The organism is Escherichia sp. WS2035, from assembly GCF_046487065.1.
GTDB classification, from domain to species: domain Bacteria; phylum Pseudomonadota; class Gammaproteobacteria; order Enterobacterales; family Enterobacteriaceae; genus Escherichia; species Escherichia coli.
Genome location: NZ_JBJQKD010000002.1, coordinates 430,847 through 457,072 on the forward strand (window position 1 = coordinate 430,847; position 26,226 = coordinate 457,072).

Here is a 26,226-nt window from a genome sequence, read left to right on the forward strand (position 1 = left end):
TGAAATGTGGTTTCACTTTCTGCAATTAAGGTCGGCTTTGAATATCTCCTCTGCTTTACGCCAGGTTGTTCACGGCACTCGCTGGCACTCTAAACGCAAGAGCTACAAAGTGTTGTTCTGGCGCGAGATAACCCCGCTTGCTGTTCCTATCTTCATGGAGAACGCCTGTGTCCTGTTGATGGGGGTCCTGAGCACTTTTCTGGTCAGCTGGCTGGGAAAAGATGCGATGGCCGGCGTGGGGTTGGCGGACAGCTTCAATATGGTCATTATGGCTTTTTTTGCAGCTATCGATCTTGGTACTACTGTCGTTGTAGCATTTAGTCTCGGTAAGCGAGATCGACGACGAGCGAGGGTGGCGACGCGGCAGTCATTGGTGATCATGACGTTGTTTGCCGTACTGTTGGCAACGCTAATTCATCATTTTGGCGAACAAATTATTGATTTCGTCGCGGGTGATGCCACGACAGACGTTAAAGCACTGGCGTTGACTTATCTGGAGCTGACCGTATTCAGTTATCCAGCAGCTGCCATCACTCTTATTGGTAGCGGGGCACTTCGTGGTGCAGGGAATACGAAAATACCGCTACTGATTAACGGTAGCCTGAATATTCTTAATATTATTATTAGCGGCATATTGATTTACGGCCTTTTCTCCTGGGCGGGACTGGGATTTGTCGGGGCTGGGTTGGGTTTAACCATTTCTCGTTATATTGGCGCAGTTGCAATTTTGTGGGTGCTGGCGATTGGTTTTAATCCTGCGCTAAGGATTTCGTTAAAGAGCTATTTTAAACCGCTGAATTTTAGCATTATCTGGGAAGTCATGGGGATTGGTATTCCAGCGAGTGTCGAATCAGTGTTATTTACCAGTGGTCGGTTATTAACCCAAATGTTCGTTGCCGGGATGGGGACCAGCGTTATTGCCGGAAATTTTATCGCGTTCTCAATTGCGGCTCTTATCAACTTACCCGGAAGTGCGCTCGGTTCTGCTTCTACGATCATTACAGGCCGAAGGTTGGGGGTAGGGCAGATAGCGCAAGCAGAGATTCAGTTGCGGCATGTGTTCTGGCTGTCCACTCTTGGATTAACGGCCATCGCCTGGCTAACGGCTCCCTTTGCCGGGGTTATGGCATCGTTTTACACCCAGGATCCACAGGTTAAACACGTCGTTGTGATTCTGATTTGGCTAAATGCTTTATTTATGCCTATTTGGTCCGCCTCATGGGTGCTACCCGCTGGATTTAAAGGTGCTCGTGATGCCCGTTACGCCATGTGGGTTTCGATGTTGAGCATGTGGGGTTGTCGGGTTGTAGTCGGTTATGTGCTGGGAATCATGCTTGGCTGGGGTGTGGTTGGTGTCTGGATGGGAATGTTTGCCGACTGGGCTGTGCGGGCCGTGCTGTTTTACTGGCGAATGGTTACTGGACGTTGGCTATGGAAATACCCTCGATCCGAGCCGCAAAAGTGTGAAAAAAAGCCAGTTGTGTCGGAATAAACGACAAAATGCAGATTATTTCAGCAAACGATTTCAAATTTAAAAAACAGGCTTTGACATTGTGGGTGGGCATCGCTAATATTCGCCTCGTTCTCACGATTCCTCTGTAGTTCAGTCGGTAGAACGGCGGACTGTTAATCCGTATGTCACTGGTTCGAGTCCAGTCAGAGGAGCCAAATTTTAGTTTTGAGACATCTCTATGAGTCTCAGGACAGTTAAAAAATAAAAATTATTTTTACCCGGTCACTTTGTAAAAAAGTGGCCGGGTTTTTGATTTCTGTGTTTCGTGCGCTTAATCGAGTCTCACGCTTCAGTGAGCAAATTGCCCCTCCCCAACAGACATCACGATTCACAAGGTCAAAAATTCTGTTCCATGAAGTACCGTACAAAGATAAAGAGAAAAATGCCTTATGCGGGATGTAGCTGTCGCGTCTTTATCGGGAAACTATACGTAATTGCCACTTTGTCTTCGGTAATCAGAAAAAGAAGACCTGCCATTTTAATAAATATTATTTCTCTGGGAACGGGGATTTTTTATAAGCAATATGACGAGTTAAACATTATATTTTTATAAGGATTATATGAGATTAAAGAAATCTGCCATAAAGACAGATTTCTTTAACATATAATTAGAGATTTGCGACGTTATGATAAACTTTTTGTACATCGTCGTCATCTTCAAGGGCATCAACAAGCCCTTCAAAGATTTCTAAATCTTCTGGGGAAAGCTCAACTTCAGATTGAGCAATCATTTCTAATTCTGTTGTTGAGAACTCAGTGATTCCAGCTGCTTTTAGCGCCGCGATTCCTTTATGAAGGTCAGTAGGTTCAGTATAAATAACAATATTACCTTCTTCTTCAGTTACATCACGAACATCAACTTCAGCTTCAAGCAAAATTTCAAAAATATGGTCAGGGTCTGTTCCTTTAAATACAATCACACCCGTATTGTCAAACATATAGCTGACAGAACCTGCCGCTCCGATATTGCCGCCTTTTTTATTGAAAATTGTGCGAACGTTAGCAATCGTACGGTTAACATTTGAAGTTAATGTCTCAGCGATAATCATTGAGCCATTAGGACCAAAGCCTTCATAACGTCCCTGCACGAACGTTTCATCTCCGCCGCCTTTGGCTTTATCAATTGCTTTATCAATAACGTGCTTTGGAACTTGTGCTTGTTTTGCACGTTCAATAACGAATTTTAAAGATGTGTTTAATTCTGGATCGGGTTCACCTTGTTTGGCAGCAGCATAGATTTCTACACCGAATTTTGCATAAATTTTAGACGTTGCACCGTCTTTAGCCGTTTTTTTAGCAACAATATTGGCCCATTTACGTCCCACTGGAATGATCTCCTCGAAAATTTATTTACATTACTGGTAAATCGTTAACATGTGTTAATTCGGCATATTATATCATAACAGGAAAAATCTCGTCTATTAGAAATAAAAATATTCTAAAGCCATAATCTTATATTTAATTTTATAAAAACTAATGTTGTTGGCGGGATTTTTTATAATTGTGTTTTGAAAGCATACTTGCTTTTAATATGTGGAAATCATTAAGACGATAATAAAACTCGCATCTGCCCAAGGAAGCAAACAGCCCGCGTTTATTGCAGGCTATTTGCCAGATGTCTTACTTAATCCTTCACATCTATTTCTGATAAGAAGGTTCATAACTTATTATCGGAACGGCGGCTCATTAAAGGTTCGTAATTTACGTGAATGCAGTCGGTCGCCTTCTGCGCGCAGCAAATCGATCGCCCGAATGCCAATTTGCAGGTGTTCGGAAATAGCGCCTTCATAAAAACGGTTAGCCTGGCCGGGAAGCTTAATCTCACCATGTAACGGTTTATCTGAAACACACAGTAGTGTCCCGTATGGCACGCGGAAACGATATCCTTGCGCGGCAATGGTTGCACTTTCCATATCAATTGCTACGGCCCGGCTTAAGTTAAAACGAAGTGCAGAAGCTGAGTAACGTAACTCCCAGTTCCTGTCATCTGTGGTTACCACCGTGCCAGTACGTAACCGCTGTTTGACTTCTTCACCAGGCCTGCCGCTGACTAACTTGGTAGCGTCATAAAGCGCACGTTGCACTTCAGCAATGCTCGGAATAGGAATATCGGGCGGCAGAACCGCATCAAGAACGTGGTCATCGCGTAAATAAGCGTGTGCAAGGACATAATCTCCAATGGCCTGGCTTTCACGTAATCCGCCACAGTGACCAATCATCAACCAGACATCCGGGCGTAGCACTGCCAGATGATCGCAGATGGTTTTAGCATTGGACGGTCCCACGCCAATATTCACCAGAGTAATACCCTGACCATCAGCGGTAATTAAATGCCATGCTGGCATCTGGTGTTTTTTCCATGCAAGGTCGGAAATGGCTTCTTCTGGCGCTTCGGTTTCGGCAGTGATCCAGTTCCCGCCAGCACAAGAAAGGGCAATGTAGGGACTATCAGGATCGAGGATCTGGCTGCATCCCCAACGAACGAATTCATCCACATAACGTGTGTAGTTGGTAAACAAGACGAACGGTTGAAAATGTTCTACTGGCGTACCGGTATAATGGCGCAACCGTGCGAGGGAAAAATCAACCCGGCGAGCATCAAAATGCGATAGCGGGGAGAATTCCGTTGGATGATAAATGCCGTCTGCAGTTTCATCGCCAATTTGCGCCAGTTCTGTTGTCGGGAAGTAGCGAGTTAACCCAGCGCTCATTGAGCGATCAAGTGTCAATTCAGAGCCATCGATGACATAAGGATAAGGGATTTCATGCTGCGAGGGTTGCACCGAGATATGCGCACCATAATCCTGATACAGCAACGTAAGTTGTTCATTGAGATACGAACGAAAGAGAGTAGGGCGAGTAATCGTGGTGGTGTAGCTGCCTGCGTGGGTAAAACGACCAAATGCGCGCGTTTTGGGGGGATTAGTTGTGCTACCGTCCCAGGTTACGGTCAGTGATGGATAGACAAAAAGACCTTGTTTGCGGGCGTTTTCATCAGGTAATTCGCCACTTGTAATATATTTGCCAATGGCGTTGCGTAAAGCAACTACAGATTGCTCATACAGCGCGTCGAGTTTATCCAGTGCCTGAGCTGGGGTCAGACCGGAGCCCTTATTATTCATGTGTGTCTCCTGTTCCATACAATTACCGCACATCCGATAGTATGTCACAGGAATGTGAAACAAAAGTATAAGGCGAAGATCGGATGATCTTCGCCAGGCTATCACGAGCGTTGATTGTCTTTCATCAATAAAGCGGTCATTGCAGAAATCAGGCATCCAGCCAGCAAATAAATGGCGACGCTATGCCAGTTCCCGGCAAAGTAAGTGATGAGTGCAGCGGCAATAAAAGGTGTAAATCCACCGCCAACCACACTGGCAACCTGATAACCGACTCCAGCACCACTGTAGCGATAACTGGCACCAAACATTTCGGTAAACATCGGTTGTTGCACACACACCACCATGTCATGCGCAATGTTTGCCAGCATTATGGAGAAGAAAACTATCCAGAAAATAGATTGTGCTTCAAGCGCCATAAAGAAAGGAAATGCGCTCAACGTTCCGATCAACGCGCCTGTAATATAAACCCTGCGCCGACCAAAACGATCGGCAAGCCAGGCAAAACAGGGAATTGTCAGGCAGCTTAATCCACCTACCAGCAAACCAATATTAAGGAAAAGTTCGCGCGGTAACCCCATATTCTGGGTTGAATAATTAAGTGCAAAGGCAGTAACAATGTACATCGTCAGCAACTCGCACAGTCGTAGTGCAATAATCTTCAGGAAAGCACCGGGATGTCGTAACAGAGCTTCGATAACCGGGATGCGTTTTTTCGCGGCCGCTTGATTATGTTGCTGTTGTTCAAATTCCGCGGACTCCTCCATGCCATTGCGCACCCACAATGCTCCCAGTACCAGTACGATGCTAAACAGGAAAGGAATGCGCCAGCCCCAGCTTAAAAACTGTTCGTCAGTCGTCATCATACTGATCAATGAAACCAGTCCGGTTGAAAGCAGTAAACCTACACCGTAGCCAACTTGTACACCGCTACTGTAAAAGGCTTTTTTATTTTTCGGCGCACTTTCAACGGAAAGCAACGCTGCGCCTCCCCATTCGCCGCCGACGGCAAATCCCTGAATGGCACGCAGTGTCACCAGCAAAATAGGTGCCCACCACCCAATGGTCGAGAATGAAGGAAGAATACCAATTAAGGCTGTCGCGATGCCCATCATCCAGACGGTCAGCATTAACATGCGCTTACGTCCCAGTCGGTCGCCAAAGTGACCGAAAATGACACCGCCGAGCGGTCGGAAAAGGAAGCCGACACCAAAGGTGGCAAATGCGGCGAGCGTTCCCATCGCCGGGCTTACTTGCGGGAAAAACTCGCGATTAAACACCAGTGCGGCGGTAATGCCATAGAGTAGAAAATCATACCAGTCGACGACGGCACCAGCGAAACTGCCTAACGCAGCTCGTCGGGCGCGACTTAACGAAAGCGTCCCTTCATCGGGACGAGTGGAGATGAGCGTGGAGTCCATAATGATCCTGTTTGTACTGTCTTTTTATAATTAGTATGGAAAAGGTAACTCACATTGCCGTCGATCTATAAACGAACCTTATGAGACTACCTCGACAGAGCGCATCTGCAAATGATTTTATGGCTGATTAGCGGCAACATGAAAAATTCGATGGAAGATGAAAGCGCAGGAGTTGCTGGTGTTGTTTAAGGATTAAGCAGAGGGCCCACAGGTTCGAGATATGAAACATAAAAGTCCGCATATGCACAAAATTGCACCCTGATGATTCTGATAGACTGCATTGCATTATAACCAGTAGGGAGGCGAGGTTAGTTATGTTTTTAGTATCATTGTTGAGACGTATTGCATTTAGTTACTACGATTATAAAACTTATAATTTTAATATTGAAAAAACAGACTTTGTTGTCATACATATTCCCGATCAGATTGGCGATGCTATGGCCATCTTTCCTGTTATTCGGGCGCTTGAATTGCATAAAATTAAGCATCTATTAATTGTTACGTCGACAATTAATTTAGAAGTCTTTAATGCGCTCAAACTTGAACAGACTAAATTAACATTAGTCACAATGACTATGCAGGATCACGCAACATTAAAAGAAATAAAAGATTTAGCGAAGAACATAACACTGCAATATGGTACGCCGGATCTTTGTATAGAGGCGATGCGTAAAAAGAACCTGAAAACGATGATATTTATCAGTCAGTTGAAAGCAAAAACGAATTTCCAGGTCGTCGGTTTAACCATGAAGTGCTATTCCCCTTTGTGTAAGAACGCGTCCCGGATGGATCAGAATCTCCGGGCTCCTGTACCCATGACATGGGCATTTATGATGCGTGAGGCGGGTTTTCCGGCAGTCAGGTCAATATATGAATTGCCATTAAGCGATGATGTACTCGATGAGGTACGCGAGGAAATGCGATCGTTAGGATCTTACATTGCGCTCAATTTAGAAGGTAGCTCGCAGGAACGTACATTTTCATTATCGATTGCAGAAAATCTAATAGCAAAAATTCAAAGTGAAACAGATATTCCAATAGTGATCGTTTATGGACCCAAAGGGGAAGATAAAGCCAGGGCATTAGTGGATTGTTATAATAATGTCTACCGTTTATCCTTATCACCCTCGATTAAACGTTCAGCAGCAATCATAAAAGATGCTTATATTGCAATAACTCCTGACACCTCAATATTACATATGGCAAGTGCCTATAATACCCCTGTTGTTGCAATTTATGCTGATTACAAAACGCGATGGCCCGCAATGGCCGATGTTTCGGAGTCAGTCGTCGTTGGGCAAAAAATTGACAATATAAGTCTGGATGAATTCGCAAAGGCATTAAAAAGTGTTTTGGCGAGAATTTGAGGCAGTACTTATGCATAGTAATGCCGATCTGTTATGAACGGTGGTGTCATCAATACTCTGAGGCTGGTCAATCATCACAGAAAACCAGCCTTTGGATCAAAGCAATACTCACCGAAAATGATCATAGTCACACCGAACGCGATTCAGGAGGAACTGTTTGGTAAATAGCACCACCGGATCTTGGGGGCGCTGTGATTATTACAGTATTGCTATCACCGTCATTTTTGAATGTCACTTTACCAGTAGCATCAACGCCTACCCAGGAGGCCGAGCTTGAAAACGAATAATCAGCCGCCGTTTTTCCTGGTGCAAAGTTGTCATTATTCAACTGATAATACGCCCCGGTAAATCCCTGCGAAGGGAATGAAGCTGTCGGTAGGTTTGCACTATTCACTGACACTGTACCCGTCATTGGTCTGGTTTCCGCGCTAATGAATTCTATCGTGGTACTCAGACCCGCCTGATGAACACCATTCAATACGGGGATCAGCGTTGCGATACCCTCTCCGCCTCCTGTAACAGTAGCTTTGTAATCACCGTTGATATTTTGACTGTAATCAATTGCGCTAATTTTCATATAGGGCACGTTTGTACCTGATTGCACAAATTCTATCCCTTAAGAAACTTTGATCGGATTGCCTGATATATCGTGCAGAACAAGATGTAGCTCAGCACTATCGGTAAAGTCCCCTTTCAGTGATGACTGGTTGTTCTTAAGGATGGACTGCGAGGCGTCTGCTGGGCCTGCCACTAGCGATATATCTACTGTTTGCATTCCACCTGCGCTTATGACTGCGCTTACAGTGACGCTCCCTGTTATCGCTCATCTCACGTTTGTTGTCGCGATTCCGTTTTGATCGGTCACGGCTGTTAATGACGTTAATGTGGTGGAGCCGCTTTTTAAGGCGAAGTACACAGTGAGACCTTCGATCAGGTTACCACTGCCATCCTCAACCGTTGCCTTTAAGGTACTTAAATCACTGTTGGTGGCGGCGATAGTCGACGGATCAGCGATAAAGCTAGCAACATGTGCGGTGCTTGGGTTGCCAGTAACCTTCACGGTTGTCTGTGTCTGTATTGTGACGCCGTTATGGAACGATGCAGTCACCGTATATGTACCGACTTTATTGCTGGTCAGAACGACTGGAGCCTGATCTGAAGAGTTGGTTCTCACTTTTCCGCCACTTAACGTCGCACCTTCTAGCGTTACGCTAAAGTTGATGACCTGACCCTCCACTGGAGTGCCATTTGCAGAGGTTAGCGTTGCCGTCAGAGTAGCGCCTTTAGGAGCATTGACACCGATAAGCGGACTGGACGTGAGTGTCAGTTTTTCATCAATAGCCTCCAGTTGTTTCTCAAGTGAAGCTCCATTCGCTAGGGATGCTTTTACAGTATACGAGCCGTTTCTTTCAGACGTCATGGTGACCTCGGCTACTCCCTGCGTATTAGTAGAGACCGTGTTCTGGCTGATGATCATTTGCGAGGATGGCGCTGCACTGAATGTCGCGGGTTGATGCGTCACCGGGTTGCCAAACTGGTCGTTAACGTGAGCTTTAACTGCTATGTCTTGTGCGACCATGACCTGACCTTCAGGTATCTCCTGACTGGTAATCGTCGCAGAATTAACATCTACCTTGGCATTCAGTAATCGCGAGATGACTTCAGTAGGTTTATCTGCCAGAGAGGCTGAAACTGTTTTTAGTCCGACCTCGGTGCTTGTCACAAGAATTTCAGCAAAAACCTGATCATCCGTTTCAACGCTGGTGCTGCTTAGCGTGACGGAGGTTCCACGGAAATTAACTTTTATACCTTCTACTGGGTTGCCGTTTCCATCAGTCACTGTTGCTTGTAGCCTGGTCATTCCAATGTTATTGGCGATGAAATTGTCCTCGGTAACGTTAAGATTAACCTGCGCAGTGAGCGTATCCGCAGTAAAGTTCACCACCAACTGCTCACTCTTACCGCCAACCATCGATGCTGTCACGGTATGAGCGCCTGCTTTTGTACCTTTCAGCGTGACTTTCGCTTTGCCATCGGCATCAGTAACCGCTTTGTCGCCATCGCTCAGCGTGAAGTTCGCCTTCACATCTTCCGGTAGAGTAAATGTTACCTCAGTGTTGGCTATCGCATTGCCCTCTGTATCAGCGACGGTGCTGTTAGTGTCGTGAGATCGTTATTGTCGGCAATCACCGGATCCTTCGAGGCTGCCAGCGTGATTTCAGCATTCGTGACGTTCGGCACATAGTTCACTGTTTGTTGCATCGAATCGCCATTTTCGAGGGTTGCCGTCACGGGAGTTCTTCAGGCTGAAATCTTCATCCACGCCCAGCGTGATTCTTGCGGTACCGAAGCGGCTTAACCAGTCTGTCATTACCCCTGAAGCCTGAGAAGAGGCCCATCCACGTGCTATGTTTGCCGCTTGCTCGCTGTTCATATCTTCGGCGAGCAGAGATCCAATTAGCTGTGAAGTACTGGCTATCTGTTGCTCAAGGTTGCCACTGCTGTTACCCGGCGGCGGGGTTAAATTTTTTTCACTAACTTGTGCCTGGACATCCAGTTCATCACCCGGGCGGACATTACGAACAAACGTACGAAACTGGTTGAGTTTGCGTAACAGGGGGGTATCTATAATTTGTTGCACAGGACAAATATATCTGGCTTCTGTACAGAGTCTTAAATTTTGACCATAAATAAAACCGTCACTGTCAAGCATGCATAGTTTATCAAGTAGGTCTCCCACAAACTGCCTGAATTTTATTTTTCCATTAAAAGTTTGTATCTTCTTAAGTATCACAGGAGACTGGAAATAGATCGATAGTAGGATGTTGCCACTCAAGGCATGACGATAAATATCGCTAGGAGTAATTTTTTGTTTTATGGCTTTGGTAGTGATCTCAACTGCTTCCGTTATAGTGACCCATGTTGACATATAATGAGTTATAAGCAATGGCTGATATTTTTTTGACATAATATTATCTCCTTCTACACAACAATTCGTTCCGTTAAGGAAAAAGATTGGTGTCACAAGTATTTATTTATGATTAATCAGAGGGTTTATGACAGAGAAAAGGATGTATATTTCTGAGTAAACATGTACAGGCCTATGGGGTGACTATTTAATGAGTAAATGCCGAATGATTTTCGGGGTGATGATTATAACTTGAGGAAAAATCCCAGCGTGGTTTGAGTAGTGTACCTGAGTGATATTTGTGTTATGTATGCATTGATTGTAGCAGAATAAATATAGTTCAGGCTAGTATAGTTTATGGTAGCTATGAGAATATATAATCTATTTTACCTATAAAATAATTTATATGTATGGGGTTGTTTTTTTAGGTTGTTTGTCTGTGCTTTTATATTCTGGAGATGTGCCTTGTATATAGGATTGTTTGTTGGTTGTATTTTTTAATGTTGCACTGTTGTGAATTTTTATTTTGATATGATTATTTCTTTAGTATAAGGAGAGAAAGGAACGAGAAAGTTAAATCTATTTATCCTAATCGCAATTTCATTGTTTAAATAATCACTATGGATTAATATTTTTGCGACTCTGCTGAGTTACTGGTTTTAACTAGTGGTGTAAAAGGGATACCTTTTCGGTATCCCTTTTACAATAATCAGAAGAAATCAATTCGCGTATTGATACCGACGGTGCGACCCATATTGACCTGCGCGACGGCGCTGCTGCCGTTCATGTAGCCATAGGTACGGTAACGACGGTCGAACAGGTTATCGACATAGACGGAAATGTTCATCCGTTCAGTCGCCTGCCAGCCCAGGCTGCTGTCCAGGGTGGCATAGGTGCCTTGCCGCAACTGGTTGTCGCCATCGAAATAATGCGGCCCGACCAGATTAACCGCCAGTCGGGGCATCAGTGCGCCATAGCGCGTATCAATCACGCCGTTCACGCTGCTTCCCGCGCCATAACGTGGTACGAACGGCACCCGGTTACCGTGATACAACTCACTGTCATTGGTGAATTCGGAACGGATCACGTTGCCATTGATATCCCATGACCAGCCTGGCGCAAACCGCCACTTCGCTTCAAGCTCAACGCCGGTGGCGTCGGCTTTACCCGCATTGCTTAATGTCTGCATCCCGACCGGGCCAGAGTAAAGCTGCATGTCTTTGGTGTGGGTATAAAACGTCGCGGCTTGCAGCGTGACGTCAGCGGTTTCGTAGCGGGTGCCAAGTTCATAGTTGATGGATTTCTCGGCGACGAACGGTTTGGCATCAAGACCCGCAGTAGGCACGATGTTGTACCCGGAAGGTTTATATCCCTGGGCTACACGGGTATACACTCTCCAGTCATCGGTCAGCATATAGCCTGCGGATAGCTGCCCGAGCACCTGATCGTCATTGCTCTTACCCTGGTCGCCAAACGGGTTGCCGAGCATGCTGCCGTGATATTGTGTACTGGATTTATCATGCGAGAAGCGCACGCCGCCGCCGATATCAAAACGATCGGTTAAATGCCAGGTCAGGTCACTGTATGCGGCCAGCGTTTCAGCGGTGGTATAGCCGGTACTGCTTAAATAAGGCATTGTCGGCATGTCGTAGGCTGAATTTAACTTCTCGCGGGTGTTCTGCCGGTACAGCCCAAACACCATATCAACGGTACGCGCATCGCCCAGGGTTGCAGCGCGCAGCTCCTGCACATCCTGATTCCAGCGCTGAGGCATATTGACGATTAACGAACCGGAAGGGAAGGTGCGCGAATAATGCTGCTGCTGCCAGGCGCTGATCAGGTTGAAAACCCAGTCATCGGTGGTGTATTTCCCACTCAGGGTCTGGCTGTCAGTGCAGCGCCGCATGTACGGGTCTGGTGAACCATCGCTGATCGACAGCTTACGGCCCTTAATATCATTCCATCCCACATAGGCGTCCTGGGTGGCGCGGGTACATTCGCGTGAGGCGGCAAAGCCCATTTCCCAGGGCTGATCGTCCGGCGCCAGACGCAGTTTCACATTCCCTATGCTGGCGCGGGTGCCGCCTAAGTCATCGCTTCCCGTCGCGGGGTTAATCATGTCGCCGTCATCAACTTGGCGTAACAGGGTGACGCTGCCGTACAGCAGGCCATCCTGAATGGGGCCGCTCAGGTTGAACTTACTTCGATAACTGTCGCGGCTACTGACGCCGCCTTCAATATAGCCGCGCGGCGTGCTGTCCGGCTGCTGGGTGACGATGTTGATGATCCCGCCCTGAGCGCTTTTGCCATATAACGTTCCCTGTGGGCCTCGCAGCAACTCCACGCTTTGCACATCGGTAAGCGCCTGGATGGTGTTGGTGGAAAGCTGAGGGACGCCATCGACATACAGGGTGACGGCGGGGTTATAGAAGTCCTGCGCTGAAGAGACGCCGCGTAGCGAGATCGTCGAAAAAAGCATGTTGCCGCTATTTTCAATATTGAGCCCGGGCAAGACTCTGGGGAGTTTGTCGCTGGCGGTGACGCCGGCGTCGCTTAATTCCGGCGCGCTGACAACAGTAGATGAGACGTTGTTGGCTGATGCCGAGCGGGAAGATTGTTTACTGGCGGTAACCACCAGCGTGCTTTCGTCTTGCTGTGAAGTCTGGGCATTAGCAATGGCGGGGAGCAATAATCCCCCCAAGGCCAGAGGATAAAGCCGTGTCATTTTCATTGTTGTGAGTCCCTGTAAGACGGCGAAACGCCAAAAATACCGACAATGGTGAATTGAAAATGATAACTATTTCTAATAGTGGTGCTACCCGAAACGGGTTTATTTCAACCTGTTTCGGGTCGGTTTGCGCTTATTGGGCAGAATGGCGATAACGGTCGACGGCGAGAGCCGTCAGGCGTTTTTTGTCTATCTTGCCGACGGCGGTGAGCGGCCAGTGGTCCAGAAACTCGATTTGGTCAGGAATTTTCCACGCGCTGAGCCCCATACGGGTCAGTTGTTGACGCAACTGCTGATAGTCAGTTGGCACCTGCTGCGCGATGATAAACGCGCAAATCCGCTCGCCAAGCAGCGTGTCCGGCGCGGCGACCACCGCGCAATCTTGCACTTCCGCTAAACGCAGCAGTGCCGATTCCACTTCAGCCGCGGCTATTTTTTCTCCGGCGCGGTTGATCTGCTCTTTTATGCGTCCCTCAACGTGCAGGTTCCCCACCTCATCCAGCCTGACATTGTCGCCTGTGCGGTAAAACCCTTGCGCGGTAAAGGCCTGCGCGTTGTGGGCAGGGGCGCGGTAATAGCCCGAAATGGTATAAGGGCCGCGCGTTAACAATTGCCCGGTTTCGCCCGGCGCGACGTCGTTCTCGTCTTGATCAACGATGCGGATTTCATCCAGAGGGGACAACGGGCGCCCCTGGCTGTGGAGAATGGTGGCATGCGGATCGTCCAGCCGGGTAAAACAGAGCAGGCCTTCCGCCATACCGAAAACCTGTTGCAGGGTACAGTCAAAGGTGGCGATAACCTGCTCAGCAAGCGTCGGGTCGAGCCGGGCGCCGCCTGCCTGAATGACGCGCAGCGACGAAAGGTCGCTGTCTTCCCACTCCCTGGCCTGCACCCATAATTGCGCCAGCGCCGGAACCAGGGCGACGTGAGTCACTCTTTCCTGCGCGATTAAAGGCATCACCTCATCACAGCTGGCGCTGTCGGTCAGCACCACTTTTCCGCCGCAGGCAAGCGTTCCCAGAATACCGGGGCAGGCCAGCGGAAAGTTATGCGCCACCGGGAGGACGGCGAGATACACGCTCTGTTGGCTGATGCCGCACAGTTCAGCAGAAGCGCTGAAGTTATAGCTATAGTCGGCATGTCGGCGCGGGATGAGTTTGGGCGTGCCGGTTGTGCCGCCTGAGAGCAACAACAACGCGGTGGCGGAAACATCAGGCTGCGGCCATGCCTGTCGCTCACCGTGAAGGGAGAAGAGCGGCGTAAAATCGTCGCTCACGGTCTCTCCAGCGACCAGAACATGACGCAAGCAGGCGTGTTTGTGCGCCATCTGTCGGGCCAGCTCTGCGAGGTTTTCCCCGTGAATAACGTAAGCGACGGGTTGCGCCAGCTCAATCAGCGCGTCGATATCCAGAGCCCGTTGCGAGGGCATCGCCAGCACGGGGATAACGCCCAGTCTTAACAAGGCGAACAGCAGGGTAACAAACGCGTTGTCGTTGGGAAGCTGCACAATTACATGCTCCCCCGAACGCAAACCCAGTGATGACAGACCTGCGGCAAGTTCGTCAACTTGTGCATCAAGCGCGCTGTAGGTTAACGACCCCTTTGCATCAACGACGGCAATTCGCGAGGCATAACGGGCCGCCCAGTGGCGCAACTGTTCGGCAATGGGTAAGGGATACTGTTCAATCAGAGATTCAAAGGAAGAATTCATGCGTCACCTTTCTGAAGTACTGGGCTGTTTTTGCCACGCGGTCATTGCAGAAAATGCGTGGGGAAAATGGCGGACAATCTGCGTAAAAAAGGACCGGGCTTGTTGAATGGGATAGAAATGATCGCCGTCAATCACCACCGGGCCTGTAACGTGGCTCAGCCACTGACGCCAGGCATCGACCTGCTGCCAGGAGGCTTCGCGATCGTGGCTGCCGCACAATAACAGCGCAGGCGTGCGCAGCGGCGGACAGACGTCGGGCGAGTCGTAGTGATAGCTCTCGGTGGCGTAAAAATCAGCGCGCAGAAGAGGAAGAAACAGCGACATTAATTCCTGGTTTTCCCGCAGTTCAGGAGAACATCCGCCAATGTCTATCAGCTCAGCGATAAAGTCGGCATCATCGCGATGGCTGAGCTGGCGTTCAGAATGCAGATGCGGGGCATGGCACCCGGAAATAATCAGTCCTTGTGGCGCAAGCCCCCGTTGCTCCAGAAGTCGGCAGGTTTCAAACGCCACCTGCGCCCCCATGCTGTGCCCGGCGAGTAAAAGCGGCGTGTCAGGCGATACGGATGCTTCCAGCTCGTTCGCCAGCAGTGCCGCCAGTTGTGTAATGTTTCTGAGCGGTTCCAGATGGCGAAGGCGATCGCGCCCCGGCCAGGTCACCAGAGAAAGCGCGCAATCAGCCAGTTGCTCAGCTTGCCAGTGGCGAAACGCGCTACTGCTGCCGCCAGCGAAAGGGCACATGACCAGATGCGCAGTATTGCCGTTCCGGGCGGGCCACAGCGGGATGCACATTGCAGATTGCGTCACAGCGCCTCCTTATCATCATCGTTGTAGAAACCGGCTAACCGGTCGTGGTGCGGCGGCGTCAGGCGTCTGATCTCCGCATTGCCGGTCTTACGTAAAATCTGCTGCCATAAACGTGATAACGCGATCTGATGTACGCTTTGGCAGGCCGCTGGTGGATGTTCGCCCGCCAGATGGCTGCGCAACTGGTGTAGCAACCAGCTGACGCCCTCCGGCCCGACGGTTTCGCAGCAGTCGCGCCAGCTCAGGGGCGCCGCGCTGCGCGTCAGACCCGGCAGATCGCGCAGGATCTCCGGTCTGCGGTAGAGGCTGTGGGCGTTCTCCTGATGGTCTGCGACAAACAGGCTGGATGACCAGATGACGGGGCCGTAGCTCGCCTCCAGCGAAAGATGACCTTCCGGCCAGCCCAGCAGCAGGCGGTGCATGATAAGGCTATGCATATCTGGATCGTCAGGATCGAGATAGCGCTGAAGCAGCAGGCAGGCTTCTCCCTCCGGCCAGAAGAGTCTCAGACAGTGAAAATCGCTAAAGCTGCCAACCACGTCGCACTCCACGGCGGCGGCATCAACGCCCAGAGCCAGCAACAACAAATCCAGAGTGGAGTAGAGCAACTGTCGGCTGGTGGTGGCGTGGACCACCTGCGGCGTCTTAGCCAGACAGCGACGCAGCTGCTGCGCATCGCGAAGCCATGTGCGTCCCGCGCGCGTATGCGGATAAAACGTGTTTACCCAATAGCAGCAGCCCTGTTCCTGCGCCAGCGTTTGTAAGGAACTGATGTCATCCGGGTGGAGGGGATGCTCCTGAATGACGTGTACGCCGCGCGTCAGAAAGTGTCTGGCAAGCTGCGTACCGGTTCCTCCGGCGACGGTCGAACGCACGACAATACAGGCGATATCCGGCATCCTGGTTATCTGTTCCGGCGAGGTATACAGCGGAATGCCAAACGCATGAGCCAGCTCTCTTGAACGGGCGCTTCCCTGCGCCAGCAGGCCGACCAGTTCCAGCCCCTCCGGGGGCTGCATAAAGGCATTCAGGTACATTTCGCCAAATTTGGCGCCCACAATCAGTACGCGTTGTTTTGGGGAGGCGGACGGCATCATAACGTGTTCTCCGGTTGCGTTGAGGTTGCGCAAAGCCAGCGCGTAATGTGTTGCGCACAAGCCTGAACGTGGGGGGCTTCCATCATGATTTGCCAGTGGCTGGCTTCAATCACAGCGTCGTCGGCGTTGTTTATCCAGCCCTGCCACTCGGTTTCTGCTGGCGTCCAGTGCGCGGGTCTCCCGGCGGCATACACCATGAGACAGGGGACCGGAACGCTTTCGCCCGGCGTATGCTCAGTCAGTAAACGCAGCAGATGCGCGATGTTGTCGAGCCACGTTTCTGCCGCTTGCAGCGTCAGGTTTTGCGACACCATACCGGCCGTTTTAGCGAGGCTGATAAAGTCGGCAAGCTGGCTGTCGGGCGTCTGCTGGTCGAAATGTTCGGGCAGTGCCAGAGGCGTTTGTCCTTCGGCTAACAGGCGCAGCAGGGCCGCCCGGTTTTCGCAACAGAAATCCTGTCGGCACACGGGATCGATTAACACCATCCGAACCTGCTCGCCTTTGGCGTACAGGCGTTGTGCGGCGCCCGCCGCAAGAAACGCGCCATACGACCAACCCGCCAGCACATAAGGGCCGTGAGGCTGCTGACGACGGATGCACCCGACATACTCATCGATCATCTGGTCGAGCGTGGCAAAGCGCTGCGGCGATTTTGCTTGCAGGCCGAAAACGCGCCTGTTCAACGCGCTAGCGAGCGGCAGCCAGGCGCTGATATCGCCGTCTGAAGCGTGGAAGACAAACAGGGTTTCCTCACCGTCGCCCTGGCAAAGGGGTATCGGGTTGTCCTCTCCTGACGTAGCCGCCTGTAGATGGGCGCAGAAGTCGCTCAGCGTCGAATGGCTGAACAGATCCTGAAGGTTAGCCCTGGCAATCCCTCTCCGGTTTAGCTGCGCGACCATCCTTGTCGCCATCAGGCTGTCGCCGCCCAGTTCGAAAAAGTCGTGATGCCTTGCCACGGGGCGAGACAGCAGCGATTGCCAGAGTTCAGCCACCTGTTTTTCCAGTGCCGGATTCCCCCCGGCAACTGGCGTGGGTTTGGCTGGCTCAGTCGGCGCATCAGACGGGGCATGCAGCGGCGTAAATAACGCTTCTCTTTGCCGGATCTGTAAAATGGGCAGACCGGTGCCAAAGCGCTGCTGTAAATAGCGGCTCACGGCTTTTTTATCCGGGCGATTTACGCCAGGCGAACGCGCTACCAGCAGATGCTGGCGCAGCGGCGACGATTCCTGCGCGGGCCACGCCAGCTCGTTTGCAAACCCGGCCTGAACGAGAACCTCCTGCCATGCGGAGCGGGTGAGCATCGGTTTCTCATCCCGGCGGCGGAAATCGCGGTATCCGCTTAATCCCTCAATAAAGCCCACGCTCGCCAGCTGGAATACGCTGTTTCGCTCCGTCGCTTCAACGATCAGCAAACGTCCGCCGGCTTTCAGCAACAGTTTTAATCTGCGCAACGTCTGGACGACATGGCTGGCGTCGTGGAGCACATTGACGGCAACGATCAGGTCGTAACCCGCCTCCGGGTGGGCGGTGAAATCCAGCGGCTGGTTGATGTCGAACAAGGCATAAGACACCTGCGATTCATCATGGAAACGGGCTCTGGCGTCATTGAGGAACTGCGCGGAGACGTCCGTGAAGTGGTACGACTGCCGCGTGTTCCGCGTGGCCTTCAGCACCGGCGCGGTAGTGGCTGCGGTTCCGGCGCCAACCTCCAGAATCCGTTCTGCGCTGCACAAGGCGGCAATCTGCGCGGTATAGCGATTCAGACAGGCGCTGGCGGGGTTGTCGCGATACAGCGCGTCGGTAACGCGATGCTGCTCGTTGAACAGCAATTCCAGCGGAGAACACTGCCCGGAGAAGAGGGCGTCGTGCCGGGCGATGCAGGTTTCCAGATACTGCGCCAGCGCCTGGCTCCATTGGCTTTGCGGGCACGCTTCCTGAGGCTCAGGAATCTCGCTGAGCGGAATGCGGCAGCGCCAGCTTTCACCTTCGCGGATTAACCACTCTCTTTCCGTCAGACACTGTAGCCACTGGCGCAGCAGACGCTGGTGAGACGCTTGCGCGGACAGCGCCTGTACTACTGCGCTAAAGCGATGGGCGATCTCCGGCGTGGTAAACAGGCCGTGACGATTTAGCGTAGCCGCGATCCCCTGTAGCGCACGCGCCTCCAGCCAGCGCCAGGTCGCCTCCAGCTCATCAAGCTGCGCCTGCTCAGGCAACGGCAGCGCCAGTTGGGTAAGTTCGTGCTCATCAGGCATCGCCGCTGATGGCGAAGGATCGTCGGCCATCACGATATCCAGCGTCAACGCGCCCTGTTCGGTTATTTCCGCTCTGGCCTGCCGGATGCCGGGGTATTCGAGCGTCGCCTGCTCAATATCCCGCAGGTCGTAGTCCGCCTGCGCGTTCAGCGGCCAGCGTCGGCGGGGAATGTGCCTGGCGATGCCGCTGGCGAGAGTCTTCAGGCTTTCAGGGGCGGCGATGACGGCTTGCAGGATGGCGCAATAGTCATTAAACATCGCCTCGGCAGCGCCGGGTTCCAGCACGTTGTCCATGCAGTACCAGCTAAACATCAACTCGCCGTCGCTCTCCATGACCTGATGATCCAGCCAGACCTGCGGCGTTTGCGTGAATACATAGCAGGGTTCGCCGAACAGATGGCTCATCGCCTGATCGATAGTCATGCCTTCCAGCGTCATCCCCAGCATACTGGTAAACACTACCGGCATCAGCGGTTGACGTTGTGATCCGCGCAGGCGGCCCAGCTCACGGATCACCTCAACACCGTTCATTTCACTGTGCGCCATGTTTTGCCAGAGGCGCTGTTGGGTCTGTTGCATCTGCTCTTGCAACGTCACCGGCGCTGAGAAGTTAAAATCAACCAGCGTGACGGAGGTAAAATCACCAATCAACTGGTTGATTTGCGGATGGATCGGCTGGCGATTGAAGAACGTCAGGTTCAGCGTAAATGTTGTGGTACGGCTCCAGCGCTCAAGGGTGGCGGCAAACAGCGTGAGCAGCGCGGCAGACGGTGTGACGCCTTGCTGCTGCCAGCGCTGTTTCACGGCCTGCCATTCTGTCTTGCCGATCGTCGATTTGAAGGTGGTGAAGTGTGGCGTTTCCGGGGGCGTCTCAACCACCGGCAGCTCTGGCGCTAAGGGCAGTTGCGGCAGTTTTTCCTGCCAGTAATCCCAGGCATCGTGCCATGCCGATGTCTGTCGGCGCGCCTGTTCAGCCATCACATAATCACGGAAGGTAATAGCGAGCGGCGCCAGCGTTTCACCGCGCCAGACCTGCGCCAGGTCGTCCATCATGACTTTAAAACTCTGCACATCAAACTGCAAAAGGTCGAGGTTCATATGCAGACGGTAATGGCAATCGTCGATTTCGCTGACCACCAGCTCAAAAAGAGGCCACTGGTCGGCAGGCAAAACGCGATAGCTCAGTTCATGCCGCCGTTTTTCCAGTGCGATGCGCTGTTCTTCCGGGGAAAGCGCGCGCAGATCGTCACGCGGGATGTGATACTCCGGCGTTGTCGCCAGGATTCGCTGCTGCCCGTCGGCATCAACCACCATACGCAACATATCGTGGCGTGCGATGAGCTGGTTCCATGCTTTCTCCAGTATGGCGAGATCGAACTCATCGTGGCGTTTATCCCACTCAAACAGGACGTGACAGGCGACGCCGCCATAGCCAATGAGGTGGGTTCGCCCCAGCCAGTAGGCGTGCTGAATGGGCGTCAAAGGGAAGGGCGCATAACGCTCGTCGGCGTCGTGCCGCAATACTTCCGGCTGCGAAGCGGCAGGCGTCGCCTCTGGCTTAGAACAGATAAGCTGCGTGAGTCCATGAGGAGACAGATCCTGCCACGCCCGTTCCGCATTGATGCGTACACCCAGGTAGTGCTGAATATCGCTACTGAGTTCAAGGAAGAGCAGCGAGTCCATGCCGAGTTGCAACAGATCCTGGTTTGGATGCAGTGACGCCGGATCGCTCAGCCTTAGCTGAACCGCAATCCGCTTTTTCAGCCATGCCATCACCGCTGTTTCATCGCTCAGGCTGCCGTTAAAGGCGTTGTCATCAGCAGGAGGAATGACCGGCGTTGCGGCTTTTTCTGTGGCGCTGATGTTAAACAGAGCCTGTTGTAACGGGGGCATTTTGTCGGTAAAAACGCGCATCGCCAGTCGCCACGGGGCGCCGCGCATCACCGCCTGTTCCAGGTGCCAGCAGCCTTCGGCATCGCTTAACGCGCCCATACCTCGGCTGGCGAGCGTCGCCAGCATTTCCGGCGTGGCCGCCCGACCGCTTTCTCCCCATGCGCCCCAGGCGACAGAGAGCGTTTTCGGCGCATCAAGGGTGGAAAACTGCTGGGCCAGCCCGTCCAGGTAGCCGCAGGCCAGCGCATGGGCGCTCTGACCCGGCGCGCCGAGGGTGGCGGCAGCGGAAGAGTAGAGAATAAGATAGCGTCCGTCGTGGTTGCGCAGGGTTTGCAACAGTTGGCTTGCCGCCTGCGCTTTTACCGCGAAAACGGCAGCCAGCTGGTGGTCATCAAGCTCCTGCAAGGGCGCGTCAGCCAATACGCCAGCGGCATGAATCGCTCCGGCAATGCCGCCGTTGGCCGCCAGATCGTCAAGAACCGTGGCCAGTTGCCCGGCATCGCCCACATCACAACGGCAGACGCGCGTCTGCCCGCCCTCCACGTCGCGTAGCCATGACTCATCCACGCGCGGTGCCAGCAGGGCGATGCGTCGCGCCCCTTTTTCTCTGAGCCAGTTCACGGCAAGGCGGCCTAATCCGCCAAACGCTCCGGTCACCAGATGCCAGCGGCTATCGCCGGTAAACACGTTTGCCGGTAATTCAGCGGCGCATCCCGTATTGGGCGTCAGTGAAGGGAGCCAAAGGGTGTCACCCCGTGCGGCGAGCCAGCGCTGTGATAGTGAGACTGCGCTCAACCCTTGATGCAGCGTTTCCCACGGGGTGTTTTCGGCGAGATCGATGGCGGCAAGCAACCGTTCCGGCTGTTCGTTGGCCGCGACGCGAAGCAAGGCCCATAGCGCGTGATGGGATGCAGAGAGTGCTTCATTTTCCTCGACTCGCCACGCGCGGCGAGTAACCACAATCAATCCGGCTGCGCTGGCGGTGAGCGCTGCTATCACTTTCTCCGCTAAGGCCAGCGTATCCTCGCTCTCCTCAACAATCATCAGTCGTGAAGAGGCGTGCGGATCGTGAATGATGCCGTATTGCGCCAGCTCGTCGCTGCGCGCAAGCGTACCGGCGCTGAAGCTAAAGGTAAGCGGATGGTCAATGCTGGCGACGTTGAGGGGCGTCCAGCGCCATTGATAATGCGTTTGCGGCGCAGGAAGAGGCGCGGCGGGCGATAGCGGCAGCCACTCGCCAGCAGGATGACGGGCTTCAACGCGCATCTGACCGCGGGAAAAGGCTTCGTTTTGCCAGCTTAAGCGAACCTTCCCCAGCCACTCCGGGGCGGCGACGGGGGGCGGTTCCACAGGCAGAGCGTCGCCATGACGCTGTGAAAGCAGACGCCATGCCTCCTGCCAGCGGGCGTTAAACCGTTCGGGCTGACCTGCGCAATCAGACCAGTCGGCGAGATAATCACCGTTATCCGTCAGCGCCTGCCCCAACACGGGTTCTGATGGCGCGGTGAATGTTACGGCGCTAACCGCCTGACCGGGCAGCGTGGCGAGAATGATATGTTCGCTCATCCCGGCGGTCGGGCTGCCATCCTGCGGTAGCCACGCCACTTTGCTGAATCCGGCGTGGCGGCACTGTTGTTGCCACTGAGCGGTGGTGAGGAATAACTCACCTTCGCGGGCGTCGAGATCCTGTAGCGGAAGAACCAGCGGGCCGAAAACGAAGTCAAACAGACGCATTGGCTGGGTGATTTCGCGCATCAGCAGGCGCCCGCCCGGCTTGAGCAGGGGGCGCAGATTATCGAGCGTGCGGCCAATATGGCGGGTGGCGTGAATCACGTTCGCTGCCACGATAAGATCGTAAGACTGTGCCTGGAAACCCTGAGACTGCGCCTCTTTTTCGAGATCCAGCTCGCTATACTTCACAAAATCATAGTCGGCGAATTTCTGCTGGGCGCGACGGGTGAACAGCGCCGAGATATCGGTGAAATGGTACTCCAGTGCCGGAACGCCGTTGAGTTCCGGCAGCAGCCACGCGGTGGTGCCGCCGGTTCCGCCGCCAACTTCAAGAATACGCAACGGCTGGCGGGGCTGACGCGTCTGGACAATGCCGCGTAATACCCCGGCGGCGATTTGGTTGAAATAGCGGCCAAAGCTGAATTCCTGATACAGCACTTCCACGCCGTCGGAGGCGCTTTGCGGGAAGATAATCGCCACCGGTTCTTCCGCGCCGCTCATCATTTCATATAACCGATCGCCGGCACGGGCGATGGTGTCGGGAATAGCCTGAAAACCTTCACAATAACCGGCAAGTTCCGTCAGCAGTGATTCCCGCTGTTGATGTTCAATGGGGCGGGCGCGGACGTATCGCCCGTCGGTGCAGCGGTAATCGCCGTCGACCACGCAGTTATTCAGCAGGCGCTGGAGTAGCTGCTGGTAGCGGGGCAGCAGACGTCCACGGCGCATGATGGTCATGGCGTCCACGCCGTTCTCAATGGCATCGCCGGTACAGCGTTGTACCAGTTGATCGACGTAGATGGCGTGCAGTCGCGTGGCGCACTGTTTAAGCGCATCCAGGCGAGGGAGATCGAGCGCTGTCGCGGCGCGACTCGCCACCTCCAGCCCGGCAGACAGCGCTGCGTCGGCAGGCTCGCAGGCCGGGGAGACGCGCTCTTTCCAGTAACGTTCAGTATCAAACGGATAACATGGCGCAGCGATACGTTGTCCATCGCCCGCCAGCAGGTCGGCCCACGGTAGGGCGACGCCGGCAGCGTAAAGCTGGAGCAGGGCCTGATTGAGGACATCGCTCGCCTCTTTGTTACGCCGGGCGCTGGCTATCCAGTATGCGTTATCGCGGTATTCGCGCTGCCCGCAAGCAACCAACTGGGCATCGGGCCCCATCTCCAGAAAAACGCGGGCGCCGAGCTGATGCGCCACCTGAATACTCTGGATAAAACGCACCGGCTGGCGCATGTGTCGGCGCCAGTAATCCGCCTGGTTGAGCGTTGACTCATCAATGACGTCGGCGGTGAGCGTGGAAATAATCGGTATTTGCCCCGGCTCCGCGTGCAGTCCCGCGCAGGCGTCCTGGAACCGATCGAGTATCGGCTCCAGTAAAGCGGAGTGCGCCGCACCGGTTACGCTCAGGCGACGATAGTTAATGTCATGCTGCGAGAGCGTGGCGCAAAATACCGCGAGACGGGCTTCCGGCCCGGAAAATACCGTATGTTGCGTACCGTTGTTGGCGGCGAGATCCAGCTCAAACTGGCGAGCCAGCGGCATCAGCGTGTCTTCGTCTGCAAATACCGCCACCATCGCGCCGCTTGCGCACTGCTGCATTAGCGCGCCGCGCCGACAAACCAGTGGCATGACCTGTTCAATCGTATAGTGTCCGCAGACAACGGCAGCGGCAAATTCACCGACGGAATGCCCAATGGCGAAGTCTGGCTTCAGTCCTTCAGCACGCCAGTGCGCCGCCATCGCGATTTCAAACGCGACAATCGCCGGCTGCGCCCAGGCCATATTGTCCAGCTGCGCCGAATCGGGGTTAAACATCGCTTCGCGCAGTGACGGCGTGAGCATTTCGCTACAGGCGGAAAAACAGCGATCCAGCGTGTCGGCAAACGCCGTTGAGTGCTGGTACATCGTTTGACCCATAGTGCGCCAGTGCGAGCCCTGGCCGGTAAACAGCCACACCTGCTTGCCGCTGGCGCCGTGGCCGCTGTAAACCAGCGCCCCCGATTTCTCACCGGCCCAGGCGCTGAGCGCCTCGGCGGTTTCACGGTTTAATGGCGCCGCCAGGCGGAAGGGGAGATCGAGACGGCGCGCGTGCAGGGCTGTGAAGGCCAGAGAGCTGGCATCCGCATTCTCTCTCAGCGCCCCGGCATAATCCGTCGCCAGCCGCCGCAACGCGCTGTCGCTGGCGGCGCTGAGCAGCAGCGCGGTACTTTTTCTGCCGCTATCCGTATTGGGGAGGCGCGCGTTGAGCGCGTCGGGCAGCGAGGCGACGATCATATGGCAGTTGGTGCCGCCAATACCAAAGGAGGAGACGCCCGCATAGCGCATTTCGTCCTGCCATGCCTGTGCCGACACCGGTATGGTAAAGGGGCTCTCTTCAAGTTTCAGCGCCGGGTTGGGGGTGTGAAAATTCAGTAAGGGAGGAATTTGCCCGCGACTGACTGCCAGAACGGTTTTCAGCAGTCCGGCAATGCCCGCCGCGGTATCCAGATGGCCCATGTTACTTTTCACGGAACCGAGCGCACAGCGCTGATCCTGCGGGCGAGGCGCATAGACGTTGCGTAACGCTTCAATTTCAATCGCGTCGCCCAGCGGTGTGCCGGTGCCGTGGGTTTCAATGTAACCTACCTGCCTGTCGTCGATGGCCGCCAGCATTAACGCCTCTTCGATGACTGCTTGTTGCCCTGCGACGGAAGGGGCGGTATAGCCGACCTTTCTGTTGCCGTCGTTGTTGACCGCGCTGGAGAGGATCACCGAGATAATCGGATCGCCTGACAGCAGCGCGTCTCTCAGGCGACGCAGCACCACGCAGCCGAGACCGTTACCGGCCCAGGTGCCCTCAGCCGAGGCGTCAAAGGGACGACAGTGACCATCAGGAGAGAAAATCATTCCGGGCTGGTAGCGGTAGCCTGCCTGCTGGGGGAAAGAGAGCGCCACGCCGCCGGCAACCGCCATATCGGATTCGCCTGCGCGCAGGCTTTCACAGGCCAGATGCACGGCAACCAGCGAGCTGGAGCAGGCGGTCTGTACCGATAACGCCGGGCCGTGCAGGTTGAGTTTGTACGCGGCGCGGGTGGCAATATAGTCTTTATCATTGCCCATCAGAGATTGCAGACCTTTTACCTGCGCGACTTCTGTCACGTTCAATGCTTCGCGACCGGGGTAGGTACTCATCCGGGAAGAGGCGAAAACGCCGGTCTTATGGGGGACGGCGCCGGGGCATAACCGGCATGTTCCAGCGCATGCCAGACCGCCTGCAAAAACAGGCGCTGCTGCGGGTCCATCGACTCCGCTTCCTGTCGCGAATAGCCAAACAGGGTGGCGTCGAAGCAGTCGGCGTTGTCTAACACCGTACCGATATTGACATAATGAGGATCGTCAATGATGGCGGCATCCAGACCGACGGCCAGAAGCTCTTCGCGCGTAAAGCGTCGGCTGCATTCACGACCTTCCAGCAGATTTTGCCAGAACGTTTCGCCATCCGGCGATTCAGGAAAATGGCAGGCGTAGCCGATAACCGCGACAGGTTCGCAGTCCGGGTAGTGTTGAGCGATCGATGCATCAATGGAATCTGCTGTCGGCGCAGAAGAGAAGCGCAAGTTATCCATAATCGGTCCCGTTTCCTAAGATTCACAAAGTCAATGGAACGCCATGCGTTCGCGATGGCGTTCCGGGG

10 protein-coding genes, 1 tRNA gene and 2 pseudogenes are annotated in these 26,226 nt (G+C 53.3%); 3 read left to right on the top strand and 10 right to left on the bottom strand.

The window, feature by feature from the left end:
* The first annotated feature begins 4 nt into the window (after positions 1-4).
* Both yeeO and ACJHX4_RS06800 read left to right on the top strand, forming a co-directional pair.
* Positions 5-1,492, top strand: a complete 1,488-nt coding sequence (gene yeeO / locus ACJHX4_RS06795) for a toxic metabolite efflux MATE transporter YeeO (RefSeq protein ID WP_023142341.1) — start codon at positions 5-7, stop codon at positions 1,490-1,492.
* 100 nt (positions 1,493-1,592) lie between these two features.
* Positions 1,593-1,668: transfer RNA gene (locus tag ACJHX4_RS06800), tRNA-Asn, on the top strand.
* Between the two features lie 453 nt (positions 1,669-2,121).
* Here the strand turns inward: ACJHX4_RS06800 and ACJHX4_RS06805 are convergent.
* From ACJHX4_RS06805 to shiA, 3 genes are all read right to left on the bottom strand, one after another.
* Positions 2,122-2,838 (bottom strand): YebC/PmpR family DNA-binding transcriptional regulator, encoded by a 717-nt coding sequence (locus ACJHX4_RS06805; RefSeq protein ID WP_000532923.1) that lies wholly within the window; start codon positions 2,836-2,838, stop codon positions 2,122-2,124.
* 342 nt (positions 2,839-3,180) lie between these two features.
* The gene (gene amn, locus ACJHX4_RS06810) at positions 3,181-4,635 is read right to left on the bottom strand and encodes an AMP nucleosidase (protein ID WP_001060231.1); all 1,455 of its coding nucleotides are present in this window, start codon (positions 4,633-4,635) and stop codon (positions 3,181-3,183) included.
* A 101-nt stretch (positions 4,636-4,736) separates the two neighbouring features.
* On the bottom strand, positions 4,737-6,053 hold the full coding sequence (gene shiA / locus ACJHX4_RS06815; protein ID WP_000378563.1) for a shikimate transporter: 1,317 nt from the start codon (positions 6,051-6,053) through the stop codon (positions 4,737-4,739).
* 314 nt (positions 6,054-6,367) lie between these two features.
* Here shiA and ACJHX4_RS06820 point away from each other — a divergent pair, with 314 nt between their 5' ends.
* Positions 6,368-7,420, top strand: coding sequence for a glycosyltransferase family 9 protein (locus ACJHX4_RS06820; RefSeq protein ID WP_000480517.1), 1,053 nt, complete (start codon positions 6,368-6,370; stop codon positions 7,418-7,420).
* Positions 7,421-7,580: 160 nt separating this feature from the next.
* Here ACJHX4_RS06820 and ACJHX4_RS06825 read toward each other — a convergent pair.
* From ACJHX4_RS06825 to irp1, 7 genes and pseudogenes are all read right to left on the bottom strand, one after another.
* A pseudogene (locus ACJHX4_RS06825) lies at positions 7,581-9,712 on the bottom strand (Ig-like domain-containing protein); the annotation flags it as partial.
* Positions 9,639-10,388 (bottom strand): inverse autotransporter beta domain-containing protein, encoded by a 750-nt coding sequence (locus ACJHX4_RS06830; RefSeq protein ID WP_000039780.1) that lies wholly within the window; start codon positions 10,386-10,388, stop codon positions 9,639-9,641. The gene ACJHX4_RS06830 and the pseudogene ACJHX4_RS06825, both read right to left, overlap by 74 nt.
* Before the next feature lie 649 nt (positions 10,389-11,037).
* A complete protein-coding gene (gene fyuA, locus ACJHX4_RS06835) occupies positions 11,038-13,059 on the bottom strand; it encodes a siderophore yersiniabactin receptor FyuA (protein ID WP_000784549.1) in 2,022 nt (673 codons plus the stop codon).
* 130 nt (positions 13,060-13,189) lie between these two features.
* Entirely contained in the window at positions 13,190-14,767 is a 1,578-nt protein-coding gene (gene ybtE / locus ACJHX4_RS06840; protein ID WP_001088830.1) for a yersiniabactin biosynthesis salycil-AMP ligase YbtE, read from the bottom strand.
* Positions 14,768-14,770: 3 nt separating this feature from the next.
* A complete protein-coding gene (ybtT, locus tag ACJHX4_RS06845) occupies positions 14,771-15,574 on the bottom strand; it encodes a yersiniabactin biosynthesis thioesterase YbtT (protein ID WP_000194278.1) in 804 nt (267 codons plus the stop codon).
* A complete protein-coding gene (gene ybtU, locus ACJHX4_RS06850) occupies positions 15,571-16,671 on the bottom strand; it encodes a yersiniabactin biosynthesis oxidoreductase YbtU (RefSeq protein WP_000982870.1) in 1,101 nt (366 codons plus the stop codon). The genes ybtT and ybtU overlap by 4 nt, the downstream gene beginning before the upstream one ends.
* Positions 16,668-26,158 (bottom strand): annotated as a pseudogene (gene irp1, locus ACJHX4_RS06855) (yersiniabactin polyketide synthase HMWP1). The gene ybtU and the pseudogene irp1 overlap by 4 nt, the downstream one beginning before the upstream one ends.
* Positions 26,159-26,226 lie beyond the last annotated feature (68 nt).